This is a genomic window from Nocardioides sp. zg-1230, from assembly GCF_013155335.1.
Taxonomy (GTDB): Bacteria; Actinomycetota; Actinomycetes; order Propionibacteriales; family Nocardioidaceae; genus Nocardioides.
In genome coordinates this window covers 16,964-39,066 of record NZ_JABJQZ010000007.1, presented here as the reverse complement: position 1 = coordinate 39,066, position 22,103 = coordinate 16,964, and the positions used below count along the sequence as shown (strand labels likewise).

Genomic DNA, 22,103 nt, shown 5'->3' with positions numbered 1-22,103 from the left:
CACTGCACCTAGGAGTCCCCGTGTATCCGGAGAACCTCAAGTACACCAGCGAGCACGAGTGGGTCCGCACCCCCGGGGACACCGAGGGATCGGTCCGCGTCGGAATCACCGACTTCGCCCAGGACGCCCTTGGCGACATCGTGTACGTCTCCCTTCCGCAGGTGGGTGACCAGGTGACGGCGGGGGACACCTGCGGTGAGCTCGAGTCGACCAAGTCGGTCAGCGACATCTACGCCCCGGTGACGGGGGAGGTGGTGGCCACCAACGCCGCACTCGACTCCACCCCCGAGCTGGTCAACAGCGACCCCTACGAGGCGGGCTGGCTGTTCGAGGTCGGTGTCGCCGACAGCTCCCAGGTCGACGGCCTGATGGACGCCGCCGCCTACCAGGCCGGGCTGGACGGCTGACCCGCATCCCCTGTCCCACCACCTGCCCACCCGTGTTCCCCGACCGCCCGCCGTCGCCATCGGCGGGCTGGTAGGTTCGGGGAAACCGTCAACCTCAACCCTCGGCTGAGGGTTGGGCGTCGATCCGTCGAGGAGTCTCCCAAATGCCGTTCTGCACCGCCTGTGGCAAGCAGAACCCCGACGATGCCCGCTTCTGTGCCCAGTGCGGCACCAAGCTGCTCGCTGGGGAGGACACGGGCGCGAGCCCGGTCGAGTCCACTGCGACGATCACCTTCGGGGTCCCCGACCAGCGGGAGTCCTCCGACCGTCAGCTGAGCGCCGTCGACGCGGCTGCCGTCGACGCCCTTCCCGAGGGTCACGCGCTCCTGGTCGTCCAGCGAGGCCCGAGCGCCGGCAGCAGGTTCCTCCTCGACGTCGACGTCGTCGGCGCCGGCCGCCACCCCGACAGCGAGATCTTCCTCGACGACGTGACCGTCTCCCGCCGCCACGCGGAGTTCCGGCGGTCGGGCTCCGGTTACAGCGTCAGCGACGTCGGCAGCCTCAACGGCACCTACGTCAACCGTGACCGGATCGACTCCGTCGAGCTCAACGACGGCGACGAGGTCCAGATCGGCAAGTACCGCCTGGTGTTCTTCTCCTCCCACCCGGTCAGCTGATCCGTGAGTGCCTCGACGGCCTCGGGTGCGAGTCGCGGCGCCCGCTACAACATCGGGCAGGTGCTCGACCAGCTGCGGGCCGACTTCCCCGGGGTGACCATCCCCAAGATCCGCTTCCTCGAGGACCAGGGCCTCGTCAAGCCCGAGCGGACGGCTGCCGGCTACCGAAAGTTCTCCGCCGAGGACGTGTCGCGGCTGCGCTACATCCTGACGATGCAGCGCGACCACTACCTCCCGCTCAAGGTGATCGGCGACCACCTCGACGCCATCGACCGCGGGCTCGAGCCGCCGGCTATCGAGTCGGTCGTGCCGACCGTGCCGAAGGTCGCGCTGAGCGCGGACGGGCTGCCGAGCCCCGAGTCGTTCCGGCGCAGCAGCGACCTGCGCCTGTCGCGCCGCGAGCTGCTCAAGGTGGCCGAGATCTCCGAGGACCTGCTCACCGAGCTCGAGCAGTACGGACTCGTCAGCGCGCGCAGCGGCACCGGTCACTTCGACAGCGACGCGCTCGTCGTCGCGCAGACCGCGCGCGAGCTCGCCGACTTCGGTTTCGAGCCGCGCCACCTCCGCGCCTTCAAGACGGCCGCCGACCGCGAGGTCGGACTGGTGCAGCAGGTGGTCGCCCCGCTCGCCCGAGGTCGTGACGCTGCGGCGCGGGGGAGGGCGGAGGACGCCACGTCCGAGATCGCGGCGCTGTCCGTGCGCCTGCACGCCACCTTGGTGAAGGTCGGTCTCGACCGCGGCTGAACCGGCTCCCCACCGGCGCGATCGCGTCAGGGGACCTGAGTAGTGTGGACGCATGCGCGAAATGGACGTCGTGGGTGTCCGCGTCGAGATGCCCTCCAACCAGCCGATCGTGCTGCTGCGCGAGGCCACGGGTGAGCGCTACCTCCCGATCTGGATCGGCGCGGTCGAGGCGACGGCCATCGCCTTCGCCCAGCAGGGCGTCACCCCTCCGCGGCCCCTGACGCACGACCTGATGCGCGACGTGCTCGAGGCCACCGGGCAGCACCTCGACGAGGTGCGGATCGTCGACATGAAGGACGGGGTGTTCTTCGCCCAGCTCGTCTTCCACGGCGGCGCGGAGGTCGGCGCCCGCCCCTCCGACTCGATCGCGCTCGCCCTGCGCACCGGCACGCGCATCGTCTGCGCCGAGGCCGTCCTGGACGAGGCCGGGCTGGCGGTGCCTGCCGAGCAGGAGGACGAGGTCGAGCGGTTCCGCGAGTTCCTCGACCACGTGTCACCCGACGACTTCGAGGCGCACTGACCCGCCTCATAACCCTGACCCTCATGTTGACGTTGAGGGTTGCGACACGCCGCTCCATGGATGGACAACCCGCCGGATCGGGCCTACTTTGAACTGTCTCTGTTGTAACTCCACCGTTGTGGTTGTCGGTTCCTCCGGCGCCGGGCGGGCCCTTCCCCCAGGAGTTACCGCTCAGCGGAGGAACTGACCTGGAGGGTCACTGTGGCTAGCAACGAGAACGAGAACGGCGCTGACGCCGCCGGCATGAAGGCTGCGGCCGAGGCCGCCGACCTCGCCGAGGAGCAGGGCCTGCTCTTCGACGACGACGTCTCGCCCCTCCCGAGCGACGCCGGCTACCGCGGCCCGACGGCGTGCAACGCCGCCGGCATCACCTACCGCCAGCTCGACTACTGGGCCCGCACCGGGCTCGTCGAGCCCAGCGTGCGCGGTGCCGCCGGCTCCGGCTCGCAGCGGCTGTACTCCTTCCGCGACATCCTGATCCTCAAGGTCGTCAAGCGTCTCCTCGACGCCGGCATCTCGCTCCAGCAGATCCGCACCGCCACCGCCCACCTCCGTGAGCGCGGCACCGACGACCTGACCCGCGTGACGCTGATGAGCGACGGCGCCTCGGTCTACGAGTGCACCAGCAACGACGAGGTCATCGACCTCCTCCAGGGCGGCCAGGGCGTCTTCGGCATAGCGATCGGCGGTGTCTGGCGCGAGATCGAGGGCACCCTCGCTGAGCTGCCCTCCGAGCGCACCGCGGAGCAGGCGGCGCCGTCGCCCGACGACGAGCTCGCTGCCCGCCGCGCAGCGCGGCAGACCGGCTGACCGCACCGCCGCCTCCCCACACGACCCTCCGACGAGGCCGCCCGGACACCGGGCGGCCTCGGCCATTTCCGGGCGGTCCCGCTAGACTCGACGACGCCGACATCCCATGCGGGAGAGTCGCGGCGCACGGTCCCCGGACCGGACGTCGTGCGCCGAAGGGGCAATTCCTCCTACATCCCCCCGTACTGAAGAACATTCAAGGGGCGGGGTCGCTCCGCTGGAACGTCGTCTGCAGGGCACTAGGCGGCCTTCCGCTCGTCCGCATGTGCCGCCATCGGGCGCTGACCACCTCCGATCGTCACGGAGCAGTCGCACGAGGCACACTTAATTTGGTCGCTGTCGCCCCAGGACTTTCACCAACCGGACCTCTTCAGCCGCGTGCTCGGCGATTACCCCCATAGGCGGGCAGGAAAGCGAGCGGGCGGGGCGGAGATTCCTGGGCATGGGGCTAACGCAGCTGCTCCGCGGAGAGTTGAGGCTCGCCGTCGCGGCAGGCTGAGGACGTAGCAGCGCCCCGAGTGGATTGGATTCTCACTCGGGGCGCTGCTCAGAATGCTCAACGACCCCTGGCTGGAATGGGCTACGTGCGGACCGTCACCTTGGTGGCGACCTTGCCGTTGCGGAGCACCTTGACCTTGTGCGCGCCGCTGCCCTTGGCAAAGGTGATCGTCTTGATCCGCTTGGTGTCGGGCTTCTGAGTGAACGAACTGACCTTGTCATCCTTGATGATGGTCCACTTGAGCTTGTTGCGAATCTGCGCGCCGGCCGGGATCGGCTTCGCCTTGAAGGTGAACTTGACCCCGCGAGTGACCATCTTCTTGCTGACCGAGCCCTTGACGTCCGCGTAGACGACCGGGGCAGGGACCGGGGCCGGGGGCGGCGGGGGAGTGGTCGGCGCGGGCGGCGGGGGCGGCGCCGGGGCGACGTACGGGCTGACCGTGAACGTGGCCGGCGTGAGCGCCTGCTCGACGACGGTGGAGCTGCCGTTGTTCACGGTGTGCAGCGTGCCGGTGATTGTGTAGGTGCCGGGACCGTCCAGGGACGAGCAGATGAACGCGCTCTCCTCGAAGTAGGAGGCGCCCCAGTCGTCCCAGTAGACCTCCGAGACCCAGCTGTCCACCCAGCCGTTGGGGCCGTTGACCTCGACGGACACGAACCAGCCGTCCGTCTCGTAGCCGATGTTGACGTCGAGGCGGTGCGGGTGATCGAAGCAGCCACCCGTGGCCGGCAGCGTCACGTTGCCGACCGTGAAGTAGCCGGTGCCGTAACGAGCGTTGGTCACCTTGGCGTCGGCGTTGACGCCAGCGCGCTCCTGGCGCTCCGGCGTGGCATCTGCTGCCTGGGCAGCGGTGGCCGGCGCCAGCGCCAGCGTGATGGCCAGCGCGAGCCAGCCGATGATTCTCTTCATGAGGTCTTCCTTATCGTGTGATAGCGCGCGCGAAGAGACCCGAGAACGAGCCCCCGTTACGCATGCGGTGATGCGCAGGGACCCAGTCTTCATACGGGGCCGGGGATTGTCGCGACTTTCGACGAATCTCCGTGAAAAGTGAGCACTGTAGTGGCGAGCAAGCAAGTCACATCGGCTCCTACGGTGTCTGCCGCGTCGCGAAGCACCTTGAGCACTCGGTCGTCTCTGTCGACGCTATGCTGAAGCGCAGTGCGCGGCGCGGTCTTGGGGAGACGCTCACTTCGGCGCGCGCTTTGACGAACGTGCTGAGCAGGTTGAGGTTGATGCGATGTCCGGGATCATCCTCCGCGAGCCAGCCTCATCCCCCTCGACAACGACCAGCCAGTCCTGCGCCTGCACTTCCGGGAGTGACAGGCCAGCGTCGAGAGCGGCGCACTCGGCCTTGAAGATCGCGAGAGCGACCGCAATGCGCACGCCCTGAGCGTGAGTGAGTTCGTGGGGTGCAACGACCCACGGCTGTTTGGGCATGGCAGAACCCCCCTTCAGGGTTGGTCGTGGACGGTGCAAGAAGCCGTCGCGCTGACCTCAAGCGACCCAGTGCGTTTCGCGACGATGTGGCAGTTGAGCTGGAAGGCTCAACAGCCCGACGATCAGTAGGCAACTGCCCACCCCACCCGCCCGTTCCGGCTGATGACGGGACACCTGGGACGAGGTGATTGAATCGGGCTGTAGTAACGATCGCCCCAGCTCGCCTGGTGCGGGCCCAGAACCCTGAAATGTTCAGTAGGGGGATTGTCCCCGGAACCTCTCAGGCACCCGGACCGCATGGGTTGGCACTCTGGAGGTCACCGGGCTGACAGAGGGGGAGGTCAGCGACGCGACCTCAGGGAGCCCCTCGTGCCCGACACCACCCCGACCGCCGCCGGACCCACCGACTCGCTCGGCGAGTTCGTCGCCCGGCACCTCGGCCCGGACGACGCAGCCGTCGCCCACATGCTCGAGGCGATCGGTCACGAGTCGCTCGAGTCGCTCATGGCGGCGGCCGTGCCGGGTGGCATCCGCTCGGCCTCTGCGCTCGACCTTCCCGACCCGCTCGACGAGGAGGCGACGGCGCGCGCGCTGCGCACCCTGGCCTCGCAGAACCGTCCGGCGGAGGCGATGATCGGCCTGGGCTACCACGCCACGATCACGCCCCCGGTGATCCGGCGCAACGTGCTCGAGGACCCCTCCTGGTACACCGCCTACACGCCCTACCAGCCGGAGATCTCCCAGGGTCGCCTCGAGGCGCTGCTCAACTTCCAGACGGTCGTGGCCGACCTGACCGGCCTCCCCACCGCCAACGCCTCGCTCCTCGACGAGGGCACCGCCGCCGCGGAGGCGATGACGCTCGTACGCCGCGCGAAGCGCAACGCGACCGGACCGTTCGTCGTCGACGCGGACGCGTTGCCCCAGACGATCGACGTGGTCCGCACCCGGGCCGAGGGGATGGGCATCGAGGTCGTGGTGGCGGACCTGGGCGACGGACTGCCCGACGGCGACCTGTGCGGCGTGCTGGTCCAGTACCCCGGCGCGTCCGGTGCGGTCCGCGACCCCCGGCCGGTCATCGACGCCGTACACGAGCGTGGCGGCCTGGCGGTCGTGGCGGCCGACATCCTGGCGCTCGCACTGCTCGAGGCCCCCGGCACCCTCGGCGCCGACGTCGTGGTCGGCTCCTCGCAGCGCTTCGGCGTACCCCTCTTCTACGGCGGCCCGCACGCCGGCTTCATGTCGGTGTCGGCCGGTCTCGAACGACACCTGCCGGGCCGCCTCGTGGGGGTGTCGGTCGACGCAGAAGGTCGTCCGGCCTACCGCCTGGCACTCCAGACGCGCGAGCAGCACATCCGCCGCGACAAGGCGACGTCCAACATCTGCACCGCGCAGGTGCTGCTCGCCGTGGTGGCCTCGATGTACGCCGTCTACCACGGCCCCGAGGGCCTGCGCCGGATCGCGCAACGCACCCACGACCACGCCAGCCGCATCGCCGACGCACTGCGCGCCGGGGGAGCGGAGGTCGTCAACGACACGTGGTTCGACACGCTGACCGTGGCCGTGCCCGGACGCGCCGGCGAGGTCGTGGCGGCCGCCCGCCAGGTCGGGCTGCACCTGCGCCTCGTCGACGCCGACCACGTCGGCCTGTCGACGTCCGAGCGCACCAGCCCGTCGACGGTCGCGGCCGTGCTGCGCGCGTTCGGCGTCGCGCCCGGAGGCGACAGCGCCGACTCGGGCCTGCCCGAGGAGCTCCGCCGCACCACCGACTACCTCACCCACGAGGTCTTCAACTCCCACCACAGCGAGACGCAGATGCTCCGCTACCTGCACCGGCTGTCCTCGCGCGACTACGCCCTCGACCGCGGCATGATCCCGCTCGGATCCTGCACGATGAAGCTCAACGCGACCACCGAGATGGAGCCGATCAGCCTGCCCGGCTTCGCCGACCTGCACCCCTTCGCGCCCGCTGCGGACGCCACCGGCTACCGCGAGCTCGTCGACGACGTCGAGCGGTGGCTGGCCGAGGTCACCGGCTACGACAAGGTCTCGGTGCAGCCCAACGCCGGCTCGCAGGGCGAGCTCGCCGGTCTGCTGGCCATCCGCGGCTTCCACCTCGCCAACGGCGACGTCGAGCGCAACGTGTGCCTGATCCCGTCCTCGGCGCACGGCACCAATGCCGCGTCCGCGGTCATGGCCGGGATGAAGGTCGTCGTCGTGGCGGCAGCCGAGGACGGTTCGGTCGACCTCGACGACCTCCGCGCCAAGTGCGACCAGCACGCCGACACGCTCGCCGCGATCATGGTGACCTACCCGTCCACGCACGGGGCCTACGAGGACACCATTACCGACCTGTGCAAGATCGTCCACGACCACGGCGGGCAGGTCTACGTCGACGGGGCCAACCTGAACGCGCTCCTCGGCTGGGCCCGCCCCGGCGAGTTCGGCGGCGACGTCTCCCACCTCAACCTCCACAAGACGTTCTGCATCCCGCACGGCGGCGGCGGCCCCGGCGTCGGCCCGGTGGCGGTGCGCGCCCACCTGGCGCCGTACCTGCCCTCCCACGACTGGCACCCGGAGGCCGAGAAGCGGCAGGGCATCGGCGCCATCAGCGCCGCGCCCTACGGCTCGGCCGGCATCCTGCCGATCACGTGGGCCTACATCCGGATGATGGGCGCGCAGGGCCTGACCCGTGCGACCGCCGTCGCCGTGCTGTCGGCCAACTACATCGCCACCCGCCTCGAGGACCACTTCCCGGTGCTCTACCGCGGCCACGGCGACCTCGTCGCCCACGAGTGCATCCTCGACCTGCGAGGCATCACCAAGGCCAGCGGCGTGAGCGTGGACGACGTGGCCAAGCGGCTCGTCGACCACGGCTTCCACGCGCCGACCATGTCGTTCCCGGTGGCGGGGACGCTGATGGTGGAGCCCACCGAGTCCGAGGACCTCGCCGAGATCGACCGGTTCTGCGACGCGATGATCGCCATCCGCCGCGAGATCGCCCGCGTCGAGGCGGGGGAGTGGAGCCCCGAGGACTCGCCGCTGCGCCACGCTCCGCACACGGCTCGCGCGCTCGTCGGCGAGTGGGACCGCCCCTACTCCCGCGAGGTCGGCGTGTTCCCGGGCGGGATCGACCCCGACAAGTACTGGCCGCCCGTGGCCCGCATCGACCAGGCCTACGGCGACCGCAACCTCGTCTGCGCGTGCCCGCCGCCGGAGGCGTTCGCCGACTGATGAGCCAGCGCCAACGCCTGCTCGACGTCGCGCAGGCCGAGGGCCGGCTGACGTCGGTGGTCGGCGCCGTCCTCGACCGCTACGGCGCGGTGTGGGTGGGCGGCGCCGGGCAGGCGCCCGGGCTGGACGGCCAGTACCGGGTCGGCTCGATCACCAAGACGATGACGGCCGTCCTGGTCGTGCAGGCCCGCGACGAGGGGCTGCTCGACCTCGACGACCCGCTCGCCGCCCACCTGGGCGACGTGGGCTACGGCGAGGTGACGGTCCGCGAGGCGCTCGCGCACGCGTCCGGGATGCAGAGCGAGCCCCGCGGGCCGTGGTGGGAGCGCACTCGGGGCGGGGACTTCGCCGCCCTCGCCGCGGCCAACGACGGCAGTGGTCGCGTGGCGCCTCCCGGCGCCTGGTTCCACTACTCCAACCTCGGCTACGGCCTGCTCGGGGAGGTCGTGGCGCGGCGCTTCGGCGCGCCGTGGCGGGCCCTCGTCGCCGAGCGTCTGCTCCAGCCGCTCGGCATGCGGGCGACGTCGTACCTGCCGCGCCCGGGTGCCCAGCCGGGCTGGAGCGTGGACCACTTCACGGGGGTCCGCGTGCACGAGCCGCTCACCGACACGGGGGCGATGGCCCCGGCCGGCCAGCTGTGGTCCACCCTTGCCGACCTCGTGACGTGGGGCCAGGTGCTCGGCGGCGCCCGCCCCGACGTGGTCCGGTCGTCGTCGCTGGAGGAGATGCAGCGACCCGTCACCCCCGACTACGGGCTCGGGCTGATGCTGGGCGTCCATCCGGGCGGCCGGCTGGTCGGCCACAACGGCTCCATGCCCGGCTTCCTGGCGGCGCTGCACGTCGACCCCGACAGCGGCATCGGTGCCGTCGTGCTCGCCAACGCGACCACCGGAATCGACCCGCGCGAGCTCGCCGTCTCGCTCATCGAGGGCGACCCCGACGCCGACGACGCCCGCCCGGCACCGTGGCGCCCCACGGTCGTCGTCCCGCCCGAGGCCGCGGGCGTGCCGGGACTGTGGTTCTGGGGCAACACCGCCTACGACGTCCGCTGGCACAACGACGGGCTGGAGCTGCGCGCCATGGCCCGGGGCAACGTGGTGACCGACCGCTTCGAGCCGGTCCATGGCACGCTGGTCGGCGTCTCGGGCTACCACCGCGGCGAGCGGCTCGACGTCGTACGCCGTCCCGACGGGTCGGTCCACCACCTCGAGTGTGCGACGTTCGTCTACACCCGCACGCCCTACGACCCCGAGGTCGACGTGCCGGGCGGGCACCCGCGCTGAGCCGGGCGCGTCAGACGCCCTGCGACACGCTCGACATGTTGAAGTCGGGGATCCGCAGCGCCGGGGTGGCGGTGCGGGAGAAGTAGTCGTCGCCCCACTCGCGGCTGAAGCTCGGCACCGTCGCGGTGGCGGCGCTGAAGCGGTTGAGCAGGTCGATGGGACTCTCGTTCCAGCGGAAGTTGTTGGCGGCGCCGACGATCTCGCCGTCCTCCACGACGTAGACACCGTCGCGGGTCAGGCCGGTGAGGAGCATCGTCTGCGGGTCGACCTCGCGGATGTACCACAGGCAGGTCAGCAGCAGTCCGCTCTGCGTCCCGGCGACCATGTCCTCGATCGTCCCGGCGCCGCCGCCGACCTCGAGGACGAGGTTGTCGATCATCGGGGTGACCGGCTGGCCGGTCATGCCGGCCGAGTGGCGGGTCTGGAGCAGCCCGGTCAGCAGGCCGTCACGGATCCAGTCGGTGCGCTCCAGCGCGAGCCCGTTGTCGAAGACCGAGTCGGTGTTGTCGGACGCGCCGGCGATGACGAACGGCGCGCATTCCAGCCCCGGCTGTGCCGGGTCGGAGAACAGGCTGACGCCCGGAGCCGCGACCTTGTCACCGATCCGGGTGCCCCCGCCGCGGCGGCTGTAGACCGACTCGCCCTCGTGGGCCACGCGCGCGCCGGCACCCCAGTAGGCGTCGATCATGAGGTCGGCGACCGACGAAGGCGGCAGGATCGTGTCGTAGCGCCCGGCCGGGAGGTCGATGCGTCGCTCGGCCCAGGCGAGGCGCTGGGCGACCGTGGCGGCCATCGCCGCGGCGTCGACGTCGCGGAAGTCACGGGTCGCGCCCCCGGTCCACGCGCTGCGGGTGAGCGAGGTGTCCTTGCCGGTGCACGCGTAGTGGCCGGTCGGCTGCACGTGCCGCAGCCGGAGGCCGCGGCTCGACCCCAGGTAGGTGGTGGCGACGTCGTGGTTGACGAAGCCGTAGAGCAACCGGTCCTCGGCGGTGGCCTGGGCGAACGCCTCGCCGAGTGCGGGCGCGAAGGCGTCGTACACCCCGATGTCGGTCGTCTCGGCCTCGGTGTCCCAGTCGGGCGAGGTGGCGTCTGCGACGAGCTCGGCTGCGTCCTCGGCGGGGGAGCCCGCTCGTGCGGCGGCGTCAGCGGCGTCGACGAGCGCAGTGACCTGCTCCGGCGTCGAGGCGCTGCCGGAGACCGATCCCGTCGCCACGCCGCCCTGGACCGCGGCGAAGCTCACCACGGTCACCGACACCTCGGTCATCACGCCGTTGGTGGTCAGGGTGTTGTTGGCCCAGCGCAGGTTGGCACTGGTGATGTCGCGGACGATCGCGATGCAGTCGTCGGCCGTCGAGGTCGCGAGTGCGTGCTCGACCAGCTGCTGCGGGGTGTACCGGGTGGAGGTCATCAGTGGCCTGCCTCGTCGATGGTGTTGAGGATGTTGACGCCGCGGAAGAGCGCGGTCGGGCACCCGTGGCTGACCGCGGCCACCTGCCCGGGCTGGGCCTTGCCGCAGTTGAACGCCCCGCCGAGGACCCACGTGTCCGGGCCGCCGACGGCCTCCATGGAGCCCCAGAAGTCGGTCGTGGTGGCCTGGTAGGCCACATCGCGCAGCATCCCGTCCAGCCGACCGTCGGTGATCTTGTAGAACCGCTGGCCGGTGAACTGGAAGTTGAAGCGCTGCATGTCGATCGACCACGACTTGTCGCCCACGACGTAGATGCCGCGCTCGACGCGCGAGACGAGGTCGTCGGTGCTGAGTTCGTCGGTGCCGGGCATCAGCGACACGTTGGCCATCCGCTGGATCGGGACGTGGCCGGGGGAGTCGGCGTACGCGCAGCCGTTGGAGCGGCCTGCGTTGAGCTCGGGCTTGAGGTGGCCCATCGAGCGGTCGAGCTGGTAGCCCACGAGCACGCCGTCGCGGACGATGTCCCACTCCTGGGTCTCCACGCCCTCGTCGTCGTAGCCGACGGTGGCGAGGCCGTGCTCCTGCGTGCGGTCACCGCGCACGTTCATCACCGGCGAGCCGTACTGCAGAGTGCCGAGCTTGTCGTAGGTGGCGAACGACGTCCCGGCGTAGTTGGCCTCGTAGCCCAGCGCGCGGTCGAGCTCGGTGGCGTGGCCGATGGACTCGTGGATGGTCAACCACAGGTTGGAGGGGTGCACGACGAGGTCGTAGGTCCCGGCCTCCACGGTGGGCGCCCTGAGCTTCTCGGCGAGCAGCTCGGGGACCTCGGCGAGCTCGGCGTCCCAGTCCCAGTGCGCCCCGGTGAGGTACTCCCACCCGCGCCCGACCGGCGGCGCGATGGAGGCCATCGAGTCGAAGATGCCGGTCTGCTCGTCCTCGCCCGTGGCCTCGAAGCCCGGCTGCAGCCGCACCCGCTGCTGCGTGGTCCGGGTGCCGGAGAGGTCGGCGTAGTACTTGTTCTCCTGCACCTGCTGCAGGAAGGCCGTGGCGTGGGCGACGGCAGCACCCGTGCGCAGCCGCTCGGTCCAGTCGACGAGGAGGGCCGCCTTCTCGGGCGTGGGTACGTCGAGCGGGTTGATGTCGTAGCCCGACACCCAGGTGACGTCGTCGTGCACCGGCTCGGGCGCGAGCTCGACCGGGGTCGTCGTCATCGCGGCTGCCACCGTGGCGACCGCCACGGCCGTCTCGGCGACGCGGCGGGCCTCGTCGTCGGTCAGGACGACACCGGATGCGAAGCCCCAGGCGCCGCCGTGCACGACCCGGACGGCGAAGCCGAGGTCCTCGGCGTCGCTCGCGGTCTGCAGGACGCCGTCGCGGGCACCGAGGTACTGGTAGCGGTTGCGCTCGAAGCGGAAGTCCGCGTGGCTCGCACCGAGCTCCTGGGCCCGGGCGAGGGCCACCTCGCCGAGCCGGCGGTGCGGCAGGTCGCTGAAGGTCGGGTCGAGCCCGGGCGCACTCATGGGGACGAACCTAGCCGAGCCGCGCGCCCGCCATCGGCAGCGACTCCGGCGCCGCGCGGCTACGCGAGGGAGAGCGAGGTGCGGCTGCCGGTGCGACCGCGGTGGACCCGGAGCTGCGTCGGGATCCGGGTCTGGAGCTCCGGTACGTGGCTCACGACACCCACCACCCGGCCGCCGTCGCGCAGGGTGTCGAGGGTGTCCATCACGTCCTCGAGGGTCTCGGCGTCGAGCGAGCCGAAGCCCTCGTCGACGAACAGGGTGTCGAGGTCGGCGCCACCGGCCTCCTGGGTGATGACGTCGGCGAGCCCGAGCGCCAGCGCGAGCGAGACCACGAAGGTCTCGCCGCCCGAGAGGGTCGCGGGGTCGCGGCTGTCGCCGGTCCAGTCGTCGCGGACGAGCAGGCTGAGGCCGCCGCGCGTCTCCCCGGCACCGCGCTGGCCGGTGTGGACGAGGGAGTAGCGCCGGTCGCTCATCGTGGAGAGGCGCAGGTTGGCGGCCTCGACGACCTGCCCGAGGCGGTGGGCCAGGACATAGGCGGACAGGCGCATCTGGTGGCGGTTGTCGGGGTGCTTGCCCTCGACCAGGGCCGCGAGGTCGGCGACCAGGTCGAGGTCGGAGCGAACCGGATCCCACGCGGCGAGCGCGGTGCGGACCTCGCCCGAGAGACCCCTCAGGCGGTGCAGGCGCTCACGCAGGACCAGGTCACGGTGGCGCGCAGTCGCCGCTGCCTCCCTAGCGCGGCCGTGGGCCTCGGCGAGCTGCTCGAGGTCGGGCGCCGCTGCCCCGGCGGCACGGACGAGGTCGTCGTCGGCGAGCAGCTCCCCGGTGCGGGCGAGCTCGCGCTCGTGCTGCTCGATCGTCGCAAGGAGTGAGTCGAGGTCGACCTCGGAGAGCCAGGCGGCCGCGGCCTCGGCGGCGAAGCCGAACCCTGCCTCCGCCGCCGCGCGGTCGGCGGCCTCCTCGGTGCTCGTCGACGCGGCGCGCGCTCGTCTGAGGTCTGCGGTGGTGTCGATGCAGCGCCGGGAGAGGGTCGCGACCTGCTGGTGGTGTGCCGTCAGGGCGTCGAGGTCGGCGTCGTCGGGCAGGACGGCGCGGACCTGCTCGTGCAGCGCGTCGAGGCGCGCGTCGAGAACGGCGGTGTCGGTGTCGAGCTGGGAGGCGGACGAGGTGAGCGCCTCGCGTCGACGGGCGAGGTCGTCGCGCTCGAGGAGCAACGTGTCGTGCTGGGCGACCAGGGCCGTGAGGCCCTCCACGGCGGCTCGCGCGCCCTCGACGCGGGCTCGTAGGTCGGCCTCCGCGGTGACGAGTCGGTCGATCGTGTCGCCGGCCTCGGCCCGAGCGGTGGCGAGCCGGGTCTCGAGCCCGCGCACCTGCTGGGCGTGGGCCTCCACGACGACCTCGAGGTCGTCCACCTCCCGACGGGCGTCGCGCTCGGCTGCCTCGTCGGGGGCACCGGACGCAGGTGCGGCGGGGGAGGGGTGGTCGGCCGAGCCGCACACGGGACAGCACCCACCCACGGCGAGCTTGCGCGCGATCTCGGCGGCCATGCCGTCGAGCCGCTGCTCGCGGATCTCGACGAGAGCCTCGCGGGCGAGCAGCCGCGTCTGCGTCGCCGCACCCAGGTCGCGCTGGGCCGCCGCCAGCTCGGTCGCCAGCTCCTCGGCGGAGCGTGCGGCCCGCACCCGTGACCGGAGGACCTCCAGCTCGCGGTCGAGGGTCGCGACCTCGGCGGCCGACCCGTGGGCGGCCGCGAGGCGGGGCTCGAGGTCGGCGAGGGCCAGCGGCACCTGCTCCTCCCGGTCTGCCAGCCGGTCGAGCTCGACCGCGATCCCGCGACGGCTGGCTGTGGTCTCGTGGAGCCGGGACTCCAGCTCGGCGACCTGGCGCCGGAGCGGGCGCACGCGCGCGAGGTCGTCGAGGACGCGGGTGGCCGCACGGTGGTGGTCGACCGCGGCGTCGTCGGTCGTCGGCGCACCCAGCAGCGCGCCCAGCTCGGTGACCGCGACCCGCAGACGCTGCTCGATCCCGTCGGCCTCGGTGCGCGAGGCGACCGCGAGGTCGTGGAGCGAGCGGGCTGCGGCGGCACGCTGCGCCCGGTCGACGCGGCGGACACGAGCGGCGTGCTCCGGCGCGTCGGCCTCCAGCGCCGCGCGGTCGCGAAGGGCCGCGGCGTGGGTGGTCTGCCGTGCCGCGAGCTCGACGGCCGCGGCCTCGGCGGCCGCAGCAGCGGCCTCGGCCGCCGCAGCCGCCGCCGTGAGTGCCGCCTGCTCGACCGATGCCGACGCGGCCGCCTCGCCCAGCCCGGTGACCCAGTCGTCGAGCCCGGCGGGGTGGGACTGCCAGTCGTCGGGCGCCCGGTCGTCGCCGACCTCGCTCACGCGGCTGACCAGGTCGGCGACCGTGCTGCGGTGGGTCTCGGAGTCGCGTCGCAGCGCGACCCGTCGGTCGCGCAACCAGCGCTCCGTGCGGTCGAAGCGACCGGTCTGGAAGACCTGCTGGAGCAGCGCGTGCCGCTCCTCGGACCGCGCGCGGAGGAAGGCCTGGAAGCGGCCCTGGGGGAGCATGGCGACCTGGCAGAACTGCGGCAGCGTCATGCCGACCAGCCGGGTGACGAGGTGGCCCGTCTCGTCGAGGCGGGTGCTGAGGGGGTGCCAGAGGTGCTGGCCGTCGTCGGCCGGGCGGCGCTCGGAGATGACGACGCGTGCCTGCTCGGTGGTGGTGCCGGTGCCGCGCTTCTTGGGTCGGGTCCACGCGGGGGAGCGGTCGATGCGGACCCGCCTCCCGGACAGGGTCGCCTCGAGCACGACCCGGGGAGCGACGTCGTCGGCGGCGTGGTCGGAGCGCAGCCGCTTGGCGGCCGCGCGGTCGCCGGGGACGTCGCCGTAGAGCGCGAAGCAGACGGCATCGAGGATGCTGGACTTGCCGGCTCCCGTCGGACCGCTGAGCAGGAAGAGCCCGGCGTCGGACAGCGCGTCGAAGTCGATCGAGACGGGGTCGGCGAACGGACCGAAGCCGACGACGCTGAGGTGATGCAGCCTCACGTGGCACCGCCCGCCGCGCTGACGGGGGCGCCGACGACCACGTCCTGGTCTGGGTCGTGGCAGCAGGCGTCGATCGCCTCGCGGAGCAGGTCGGACTCCTGAGGCGTGGCCTGGGAGCCCCGGACGTGGCGCACGAAGTCGGTCGCGATCGCGTGGTCGCTGGTGCCGGGGGCGGGCCGCGGCGGCGTCCGGACGTCGGGAGTGGGTGCGGGGAACTGCAGGACGAGCGCGTGCGGGAAGCGGCGTCGCAGCAGCTCCATCGCGCGGAGCGGGCGCCGCTCGTCGGTGAGGGTGGCCTGCACCCAGTCGCCCTCGTGGGCGGCGAGCGCGCGGTCTCCGAGCAGCTGCTCCAGCGTGCCGGACAGCCGGGCCAGCCGGCGCGGCACCGGGGCGTCGATCCAGGTCGCGGACGCGAACCCCGCGCCGTCGAGGTCCACGAGCCACGACCCCTTGACCTGGTCGGCCTCCGAGAACGAGTAGGCCAGCGGGGAGCCGGAGTAGCGCAGGTGCTCGTCGAGGACGTGCGGGCCGTGGAGGTGGCCGAGCGCGGTGTAGTCGACGCCGTCGAACACGCTGGTCGCGACCCGGGAGACGCCGCCCACGCTGATGTCGCGCTCGGACTCGGACGGCGTCGCGCCCGCGACGAAGGCGTGCGCGAGGACCACGCTGCGGGTCGTCGTGGGACGGGCGGCGAGGTCGGCCCGCACGCGCGTCATGGCCTCCGCCAGCGCGGCCTCGTGGCTGCGTCGCGCCAGGCCCCAGGGCTCGAGCAGCGCCGACGGGTCGAGGAAGGGGATGGCGTGGATCGCGACGTCGCCGTGCCGGTCCGCGAGCACGACGGGGGTGCCGACGGAGGACGCGTCGGTCCGGACGAAGACGCCGGCGGCGTCCATCAGGCGCGAGCCGAAGCCGAGGCGGCGGGCGCTGTCGTGGTTGCCGCTGCTGACCACCACGCGTGCGCGGGAGGCGGCCAGTCGGGCAAAGGTCTCGTCGGCGAGGGCGACCGCGTCGACGTGGGGCAGGGCGCGGTCGTAGACGTCGCCCGAGACCACGACGACGTCGACCTCCTCGGCGGCGACGACCTCGAGGAGGTGGTCGACGAACGCACCCTGGTGGCCCAGGAGGTCTTCTCGGTGGAAGGACCGCCCCAGGTGCCAGTCGGAGGTGTGGAGGATGCGCACGGGGACGACGTTAGATCGCGGCACCGACAGGGCCGCTCCACCACGCCGTCCGCCGCCGAACCAGGGCGCCGAGTCATGGACGACGGGTCAAGGACGACGGGTCAGTAGCGCACGGTGCGCCCCGCAGACGTGAAGCCCCACAGGTCGATGTCCGCCTCGGCGGCCAGCCGGGCGGCCAGGCTCGTCGGCGCACCGACCGCCACGATCGAGCCGATGCCGACGGCCGCGGCCTTCTGGACGAGCTCGAAGCCGACGCGCCCGCTGAGCACGAGGCACGCGGCGGCGACCGGTCCGCCGGCGAGCACCCTGGCGCCCACCACCTTGTCGACGGCGTTGTGCCGGCCGACGTCCTCGCGGACCACCGTCAGCGTCCCGTCCGCGTCGGCCAGCCCGGCGGCGTGCACCCCCCCGGTGCGCTCGAACAGCGTCTGGCGCTCGCGCAGCGCCTGCGGCAGGCGTCGTACGACGGACGCCTCGGGACGCGGACCCGACCACGGACGCGACGTCCGGGTGGCCAGCGCCTCGACCACGCTGTCCTTGCCGCAGACCCCGCAGGCCGACGACCCCGCCGATGCGGCCTCGTGCCGGTGGGGGAGCACGGTGGCGCCGGTGACGGTGACGGTGACGACGTTGAACTCCTCCTCGGGCGCGAGGTCCAGGTCGGTGCAGTAGGCGACCTGGGCGATCGCACCGGGGGCGGCCAGTCCCTCATTCACCAGCCAGCCGGCGGCGAGCTCGAAGTCGTGCCCGGGGGTCCGCATCGTCACCCAGGCCCGCTGCGGTCCGTACGACCCCGAGCGCACCCGGATCTCGAGCGGTTCCTCGGTGATGAGCCGGTCCTCGCGCCGCACCTCCTGCCCGTCGCCGTGCTCCACCACGCGCGTGCGGACCGAGGGGCCGGGGCGTCGCGCTCGGTCGGTCGTCACCCCTCGACACTAGCCGGGGACCGGGGCCGGCCGGTGGCCGAGATCACCCCTTCGAAGATGCCGGACCGGATGCTACTGATCCGTAGGATGTAAGAGCCGCAACGGAGCGGCTAGTTCTTACACCAGTTTGCTCACCACGGGAGGGCCGGATGCCCTCGGAAGGACAGATCTCCATGAACCCGCAGCTGCACCTGGCTCTCAGCCTCGTCGACACCCGAGCGCACTCCGCCGAGGACCGCGCGCTCCTGCGCAACGTGGAGATCGCCCGCCGTGAGGAGCGCCGCGCCCGGCGCGCCGCGCGTCGTACCACTCGCTGACCCCCCTCAGCAGGACGCTTCGCGGAGACCCCACCGTCGGGGACCGAGCACCCTGTCGGAGCCTGCGCTCTGGCAGGGTGCTCGTCATGACGGACGACATGCTGCGCAGCGTCGAGCTCACCCGCATCGGGCCGGCCCGGTTCAAGGCGACCAACGCCCGGGGTGGTGAGACCTTCTTCGGGACCGGGGGAGAGGACCCCGACTTCACCCCCGTCGAGCTGCTGCTGGCTGCGATCGCCGGGTGCAGCGCGCTCGACGTCGAGGCCATCACCCACAAGCGCGCGTCGAGCACGACCTTCGACGTCCACGCGGAGGGGCACAAGGTGCGCGACGCCGACGGCAACCACCTCACCGGGATCCGGCTGTCCTTTGACGTCGACTTCCCCGAGGGTCCCGAGGGTGACGCCGCCCGCGACCGCGTGCAGGCGGCCATCGAGATGTCGCGCGATCGGCTGTGCACGGTCTCGCGGACCGTGCAGCTCGGCGCCGGAATCGACTACGAGACGGTCAGCCGGTGACCCGGGTGCACGGCATCAGGATGAGGGTGCGCGGCTCGGGGACCTCGGGCTCGTCGAGGTAGCTCTCCCAGGGCGCGTCGGTGGCGACGTAGCCGTGCTCCTCCAGCCACGTGGACGCCTCGCCCCACGCCTCGCCGAGGGTGTCGTACGGTCCCGTGGGCACCAGGCGCGCCGCCCGGCACGCCGGGAGGTTGGACGGCTCGACCTCGCGGTCGGCGACGAGTGGTGCGTCGACCGGGAACCCGGCCTCGAGCTCCCAGCCCGACTCGTCCATCGTGCGATAGCGGGCGAACGGGGGCCCGGCGAGGCGGCGACCCTGGTCGGCGGCCGCACGGGCGACCGCCTCGAACGTGCGACCGAGGACGTCGGAGATGCTCTCCGGCGACGCCCGCCCCCTGACGACGGCGGTCGGCTGCTCGCTCAGGTCCACCACGGTGATCTCGTGCTCCATGGCACCGACCCTGCCGCGACCCCGCTCACGGAGGGGAGGGCCCAAGGTCCCGTCGACGGGGGATGGCCACCCGGGACTCCAGCCGAGCGGAGCGGTCAGCCGACCGGACCGGTCAGCCGACCGTGACGCTCTCGATGGTGACGTCCTTGTTCGGCGCGCCGCCACCAGCCGGGTGGGCGTTGTCGTTGCCCTCGGCCGCGATCGCGTCGATGGTCTCCAGGCCGGTCTCGTCGATGGTGCCGAAGACGGTGTAGTTGGGCGCGAACTGCGAGTCGCGGAAGACCAGGAAGAACTGTGAGCCGTTGGTGTCGGGGCCGGCGTTGGCCATCGCCAGGGTGCCGGCCGGGTAGGTCTCGTCGCCGCTCAGCTCGTCGGCGAACGAGTAGCCGGCGCCGCCGGACCCGGTGCCGGTCGGGTCGCCGCACTGCAGGATGCCGAATCCCTCCTGGTCGCCGATGCGCGGGCACGGGGTGTCGTCGTAGAAGCCCTGCTCGGCCAGCGAGACGAAGGAGTTCACCGTGCACGGCGCGGTGGCCGCGTCGAGGCTGAGTCCGATGTCGCCGAAGTTGGTGGTGATCGTCGCGGGCACGGTGCCCTCCGACGGGGCCTCGGCCTCCGGGGCCTCCACCTCGCGCGCCGGCTCCTGGCCGTCCTCGGGGTACTCGCACGTGGTCGTCTCGCCCGAGGCCCCCGATGACTGCGAGGACTCCGACGTCTCCGACGTGGGGTCCGTCGCGGTGTCCGTCCCGTCGGCCTCGTTGCCGCAGGCGGAGAGGGCGAGCACGGACAGGCAGGCGGCCACGGCGGCCAGTCGCTTCAGCATGCCGGTGATGGTAGCCAGCGGCCCGTCACATCTCCTCGTGGGCGTCGGGGTCGCCGCCGAAGAGCCGCCCGTCGGGCTCGGCGAGCCCGGAGACGGCAGCGACCTCGGCGTCGCTGAGCTCGAAGCCGAAGACGTCGAGGTTCTGGGCCTGACGGGCGGGGTCGGCCGACTTGGGGATCGGGAGCGAGCCGAGCTGCACGTGCCAGCGGAGGATGACCTGGCCCGGGGAGACGCCGTGCGCCTCGGCGGCGGCCCGGACGGCGTCCTCCTCCAGAGGGGCGCGCCGCTTACCCATCGGGCTCCACGCCTCGGTGCGGATGCCGAGGCGATCGTGGACCTCGCGCATGTGCTCCTGCGGGAAGCGCGGGTGCAGCTCGACCTGGTTGACCGCCGGCGTCACGCCCGTGTCGTCGATGATGCGCTCGAGGTGCTCCTCGGTGAAGTTGGAGACGCCGATGGAGCGCACCAGCCCGTCCTGCTGCAGCTGCACCAGTGCCCGCCACGCCTCGACGTACTTCCCCTGGCTCGGGTTGGGCCAGTGGATCAGGTGGAGGTCGGTGCGCTCGAGCCCCAGGCGGTCCAGCGACTCGCGCACGGACCGGATCGCGTCGTCGTACGCGTGGTGGCGGCCGGGGATCTTGCTGGCCACCACCAGCTCGTCGCGGGGGACACCGGAGCGGCGGATGGCCTCGCCGACCTCCACCTCGTTCTCGTAGTTCACCGCGGTGTCGACCAGCCGGTAGCCGGCCTCTATGGCGGTGCGGATCGCCTCCGTGCCGTCGTCGCCCTTGAGGGGGTAGGTGCCGAAGCCGATGGCGGGGATGGTCGTGCCGTCGTTGAGCTCGTACGTCGGGATGTGGGCCATGTCCTCACGGTAGGCGCTCCCGGGTGACCGACTCCGGCAACCTTTTGTCGGCGGGCCGCATCACACTCGTTGCACGGGCCCGATACGGGCCACGACACCGATCACGGAGGACTCCTTGACACGCACCTCACGCCTCAGCTCCGCACTCGTCCCGGTCCTCGCCCTCGTAGCACCGCTCGGCATCGCCGCCGGAGCGGGTACGCCGGCCGCTGCCGCCGCCACCTGCGACGGCAAGGTGCCGACGATCGTCGCCGTCGCCGGCGTCGCCACCACCGGCACCGCCGGTGACGACGTGATCCTCGGGACGGACGCCGGTGACGTCATCGACGGGGGAGCGGGCAACGACACGATCTGCGGCCTCGACGGCCGCGACACGCTCGTCGGCGGCCCCGGCGACGACCGGCTCCTCGGCGGCCTCGACGGGGAGTACTTCCCGGAGGACTCCTACCAGGGCGACCTCCTCGTCCCCGGGCCCGGGGACGACTTCGTCGACCTCGGCGACGACCCGCAGTCCGAGGACGGGTCGTGGGACGGGCCGGGCGAGTACGACCGGGTGTCCTACCGCGACGCCGCCGGTCCGGTCTCGGTGGACCTCTCCACCGGCCGGGCGACCGGGGAGGGCACCGACACGATCGTGGTGCCGCGGTGGTCCGGGGGCGTGATCGGCTCCGCCTTCGACGACGTGCTCGTCGGGTCGGACGTGCGCGACACCATCCAGGGCGGCGGCGGTGACGACACCATCGTCGGCCGCGGCGGCGAGGACGTGCTGGAGCCCGACCGGGTCGGCCCGCAGACGATGCAGGTCTACGACCGGAGCGTCGCGCCCGGAGACGACGTCGTGCGTGCCGGTGGCGACGACGACTACGTCCTGTCGGTCCTGGGCCGCGACCGGGTCTTCGGCGACCGTGGCAAGGACGCGCTTTTCGGAACGGGGCGGGGCAGCAGCCTGGGCGGCGGCCGGGGACGGGACTACGTCGAGGCCGGGATCGGTGTCAGTGCCCACGGCGGTGCTGCCGGTGACGAGATCGACGCCCAGATCGGGCGGCGCAAGGGGCACGAGGTCGACGGCGGTCCCGGACGCGACGTGGTCCGGCTGACGGCACGCAAGGCGGAGTTCGACCCCGGCACCCGATGGGTCGTCGACGTGCCCCGCGGCAAGATCACCGCCGACGGCCGCAAGCGGCTCGCCTACGAGCGCGCGGAGGGCCTGTCGTTCTCCGGGCCGCGCGGTCGTCTGACCTACCGCGGCGGCGCCGGACGCGACGGGCTGTCGGCGAACGGCTCGATGCGGATCACGGCGTTCGGTCGCGGCGGACGCGACGAGCTGGTGGGTGGCCGGAAGGCGGACCTCCTCGACGGTGGTCCCGGCCGCGACGCGCTCGTGGGGGGCGCGGGCCGCGACCGGTGCGTCGACGGGGAGCAGCTGCGCCAGTGCGAGGTGCGCCGCTGACGCCCGGGGTTGCGTC

Annotated in this window: 20 protein-coding genes; 10 read left to right on the top strand and 10 right to left on the bottom strand. The window is 72.3% G+C overall.

Annotation, left to right across the window (positions count from 1 at the left end):
* Positions 1 to 20 precede the first annotated feature (20 nt).
* From gcvH to HOO61_RS18995, 5 genes are all read left to right on the top strand, one after another.
* On the top strand, positions 21 to 407 hold the full coding sequence (gene gcvH, locus HOO61_RS19015; RefSeq protein WP_367650259.1) for a glycine cleavage system protein GcvH: 387 nt from the start codon (positions 21 to 23) through the stop codon (positions 405 to 407).
* Positions 408 to 550: 143 nt separating this feature from the next.
* Positions 551 to 1,063 carry an FHA domain-containing protein gene (locus HOO61_RS19010; protein WP_172261346.1) on the top strand — a complete coding sequence of 171 codons (513 nt, stop codon included), beginning with the start codon at positions 551 to 553 and terminating at the stop codon, positions 1,061 to 1,063.
* Between the two features lie 3 nt (positions 1,064 to 1,066).
* The gene (locus tag HOO61_RS19005) at positions 1,067 to 1,807 is read left to right on the top strand and encodes a MerR family transcriptional regulator (RefSeq protein ID WP_367650258.1); all 741 of its coding nucleotides are present in this window, start codon (positions 1,067 to 1,069) and stop codon (positions 1,805 to 1,807) included.
* 52 nt (positions 1,808 to 1,859) lie between these two features.
* On the top strand, positions 1,860 to 2,327 hold the full coding sequence (locus HOO61_RS19000) for a bifunctional nuclease family protein (RefSeq protein ID WP_172261345.1): 468 nt from the start codon (positions 1,860 to 1,862) through the stop codon (positions 2,325 to 2,327).
* A gap of 243 nt (positions 2,328 to 2,570) precedes the next feature.
* Positions 2,571 to 3,137 carry a MerR family transcriptional regulator gene (locus tag HOO61_RS18995; RefSeq protein ID WP_172261455.1) on the top strand — a complete coding sequence of 189 codons (567 nt, stop codon included), beginning with the start codon at positions 2,571 to 2,573 and terminating at the stop codon, positions 3,135 to 3,137.
* A 580-nt stretch (positions 3,138 to 3,717) separates the two neighbouring features.
* Here HOO61_RS18995 and HOO61_RS18990 read toward each other — a convergent pair.
* Together HOO61_RS18990 and HOO61_RS18985 are read right to left on the bottom strand one after the other, a co-directional pair.
* On the bottom strand, positions 3,718 to 4,545 hold the full coding sequence (locus HOO61_RS18990) for a hypothetical protein (protein WP_172261344.1): 828 nt from the start codon (positions 4,543 to 4,545) through the stop codon (positions 3,718 to 3,720).
* 276 nt (positions 4,546 to 4,821) lie between these two features.
* The gene (locus tag HOO61_RS18985) at positions 4,822 to 5,019 is read right to left on the bottom strand and encodes a hypothetical protein (protein ID WP_172261343.1); all 198 of its coding nucleotides are present in this window, start codon (positions 5,017 to 5,019) and stop codon (positions 4,822 to 4,824) included.
* Positions 5,020 to 5,442: 423 nt separating this feature from the next.
* On the opposite strand from HOO61_RS18985, the gene gcvP reads away from it, so the two are divergent.
* Both gcvP and HOO61_RS18975 read left to right on the top strand, forming a co-directional pair.
* The gene (gene gcvP / locus HOO61_RS18980) at positions 5,443 to 8,304 is read left to right on the top strand and encodes an aminomethyl-transferring glycine dehydrogenase (RefSeq protein ID WP_367650257.1); all 2,862 of its coding nucleotides are present in this window, start codon (positions 5,443 to 5,445) and stop codon (positions 8,302 to 8,304) included.
* A complete protein-coding gene (locus HOO61_RS18975) occupies positions 8,304 to 9,587 on the top strand; it encodes a serine hydrolase (protein WP_172261340.1) in 1,284 nt (427 codons plus the stop codon). The genes gcvP and HOO61_RS18975 overlap by 1 nt, the downstream gene beginning before the upstream one ends.
* A 10-nt stretch (positions 9,588 to 9,597) precedes the next feature.
* Here HOO61_RS18975 and HOO61_RS18970 read toward each other — a convergent pair whose 3' ends face one another.
* The 5 genes from HOO61_RS18970 to HOO61_RS18950 all read right to left on the bottom strand — a co-directional run bounded on the left by HOO61_RS18970 (position 9,598) and on the right by HOO61_RS18950 (position 17,663).
* Positions 9,598 to 10,995, bottom strand: coding sequence for a metallopeptidase TldD-related protein (locus tag HOO61_RS18970; protein WP_172261339.1), 1,398 nt, complete (start codon positions 10,993 to 10,995; stop codon positions 9,598 to 9,600).
* Complete coding sequence (locus HOO61_RS18965; protein WP_172261338.1) at positions 10,995 to 12,515, bottom strand: TldD/PmbA family protein; 1,521 nt, start codon at positions 12,513 to 12,515, stop codon at positions 10,995 to 10,997. The genes HOO61_RS18970 and HOO61_RS18965 overlap by 1 nt, the downstream gene beginning before the upstream one ends.
* A gap of 59 nt (positions 12,516 to 12,574) precedes the next feature.
* Positions 12,575 to 15,556 (bottom strand): AAA family ATPase, encoded by a 2,982-nt coding sequence (locus HOO61_RS18960; RefSeq protein WP_172261337.1) that lies wholly within the window; start codon positions 15,554 to 15,556, stop codon positions 12,575 to 12,577.
* Positions 15,553 to 16,737 (bottom strand): exonuclease SbcCD subunit D, encoded by a 1,185-nt coding sequence (locus HOO61_RS18955; RefSeq protein WP_172261336.1) that lies wholly within the window; start codon positions 16,735 to 16,737, stop codon positions 15,553 to 15,555. The genes HOO61_RS18960 and HOO61_RS18955 overlap by 4 nt, the downstream gene beginning before the upstream one ends.
* Before the next feature lie 101 nt (positions 16,738 to 16,838).
* Complete coding sequence (locus HOO61_RS18950) at positions 16,839 to 17,663, bottom strand: formate dehydrogenase accessory sulfurtransferase FdhD (RefSeq protein ID WP_367650256.1); 825 nt, start codon at positions 17,661 to 17,663, stop codon at positions 16,839 to 16,841.
* A 173-nt stretch (positions 17,664 to 17,836) separates the two neighbouring features.
* On the opposite strand from HOO61_RS18950, the gene HOO61_RS18945 reads away from it, so the two are divergent.
* Both HOO61_RS18945 and HOO61_RS18940 read left to right on the top strand, forming a co-directional pair.
* Complete coding sequence (locus tag HOO61_RS18945) at positions 17,837 to 17,980, top strand: hypothetical protein (RefSeq protein ID WP_172261335.1); 144 nt, start codon at positions 17,837 to 17,839, stop codon at positions 17,978 to 17,980.
* A gap of 86 nt (positions 17,981 to 18,066) precedes the next feature.
* On the top strand, positions 18,067 to 18,498 hold the full coding sequence (locus HOO61_RS18940) for an OsmC family protein (RefSeq protein WP_172261334.1): 432 nt from the start codon (positions 18,067 to 18,069) through the stop codon (positions 18,496 to 18,498).
* Here the strand turns inward: HOO61_RS18940 and HOO61_RS18935 are convergent.
* The 3 genes from HOO61_RS18935 to HOO61_RS18925 form a co-directional block, all read right to left on the bottom strand.
* Complete coding sequence (locus tag HOO61_RS18935; protein ID WP_172261333.1) at positions 18,488 to 18,949, bottom strand: GyrI-like domain-containing protein; 462 nt, start codon at positions 18,947 to 18,949, stop codon at positions 18,488 to 18,490. The genes HOO61_RS18940 and HOO61_RS18935 overlap by 11 nt on opposite strands.
* A 112-nt stretch (positions 18,950 to 19,061) precedes the next feature.
* Positions 19,062 to 19,772, bottom strand: a complete 711-nt coding sequence (locus HOO61_RS18930) for a peptidylprolyl isomerase (RefSeq protein WP_172261332.1) — start codon at positions 19,770 to 19,772, stop codon at positions 19,062 to 19,064.
* 25 nt (positions 19,773 to 19,797) lie between these two features.
* Positions 19,798 to 20,637: an aldo/keto reductase gene (locus tag HOO61_RS18925; protein ID WP_172261330.1), complete on the bottom strand. Its 840-nt coding sequence runs from the start codon at positions 20,635 to 20,637 to the stop codon at positions 19,798 to 19,800.
* A gap of 115 nt (positions 20,638 to 20,752) precedes the next feature.
* On the opposite strand from HOO61_RS18925, the gene HOO61_RS18920 reads away from it, so the two are divergent.
* Positions 20,753 to 22,087 carry a calcium-binding protein gene (locus tag HOO61_RS18920; RefSeq protein ID WP_172261328.1) on the top strand — a complete coding sequence of 445 codons (1,335 nt, stop codon included), beginning with the start codon at positions 20,753 to 20,755 and terminating at the stop codon, positions 22,085 to 22,087.
* The last annotated feature ends 16 nt before the right edge of the window (positions 22,088 to 22,103 follow it).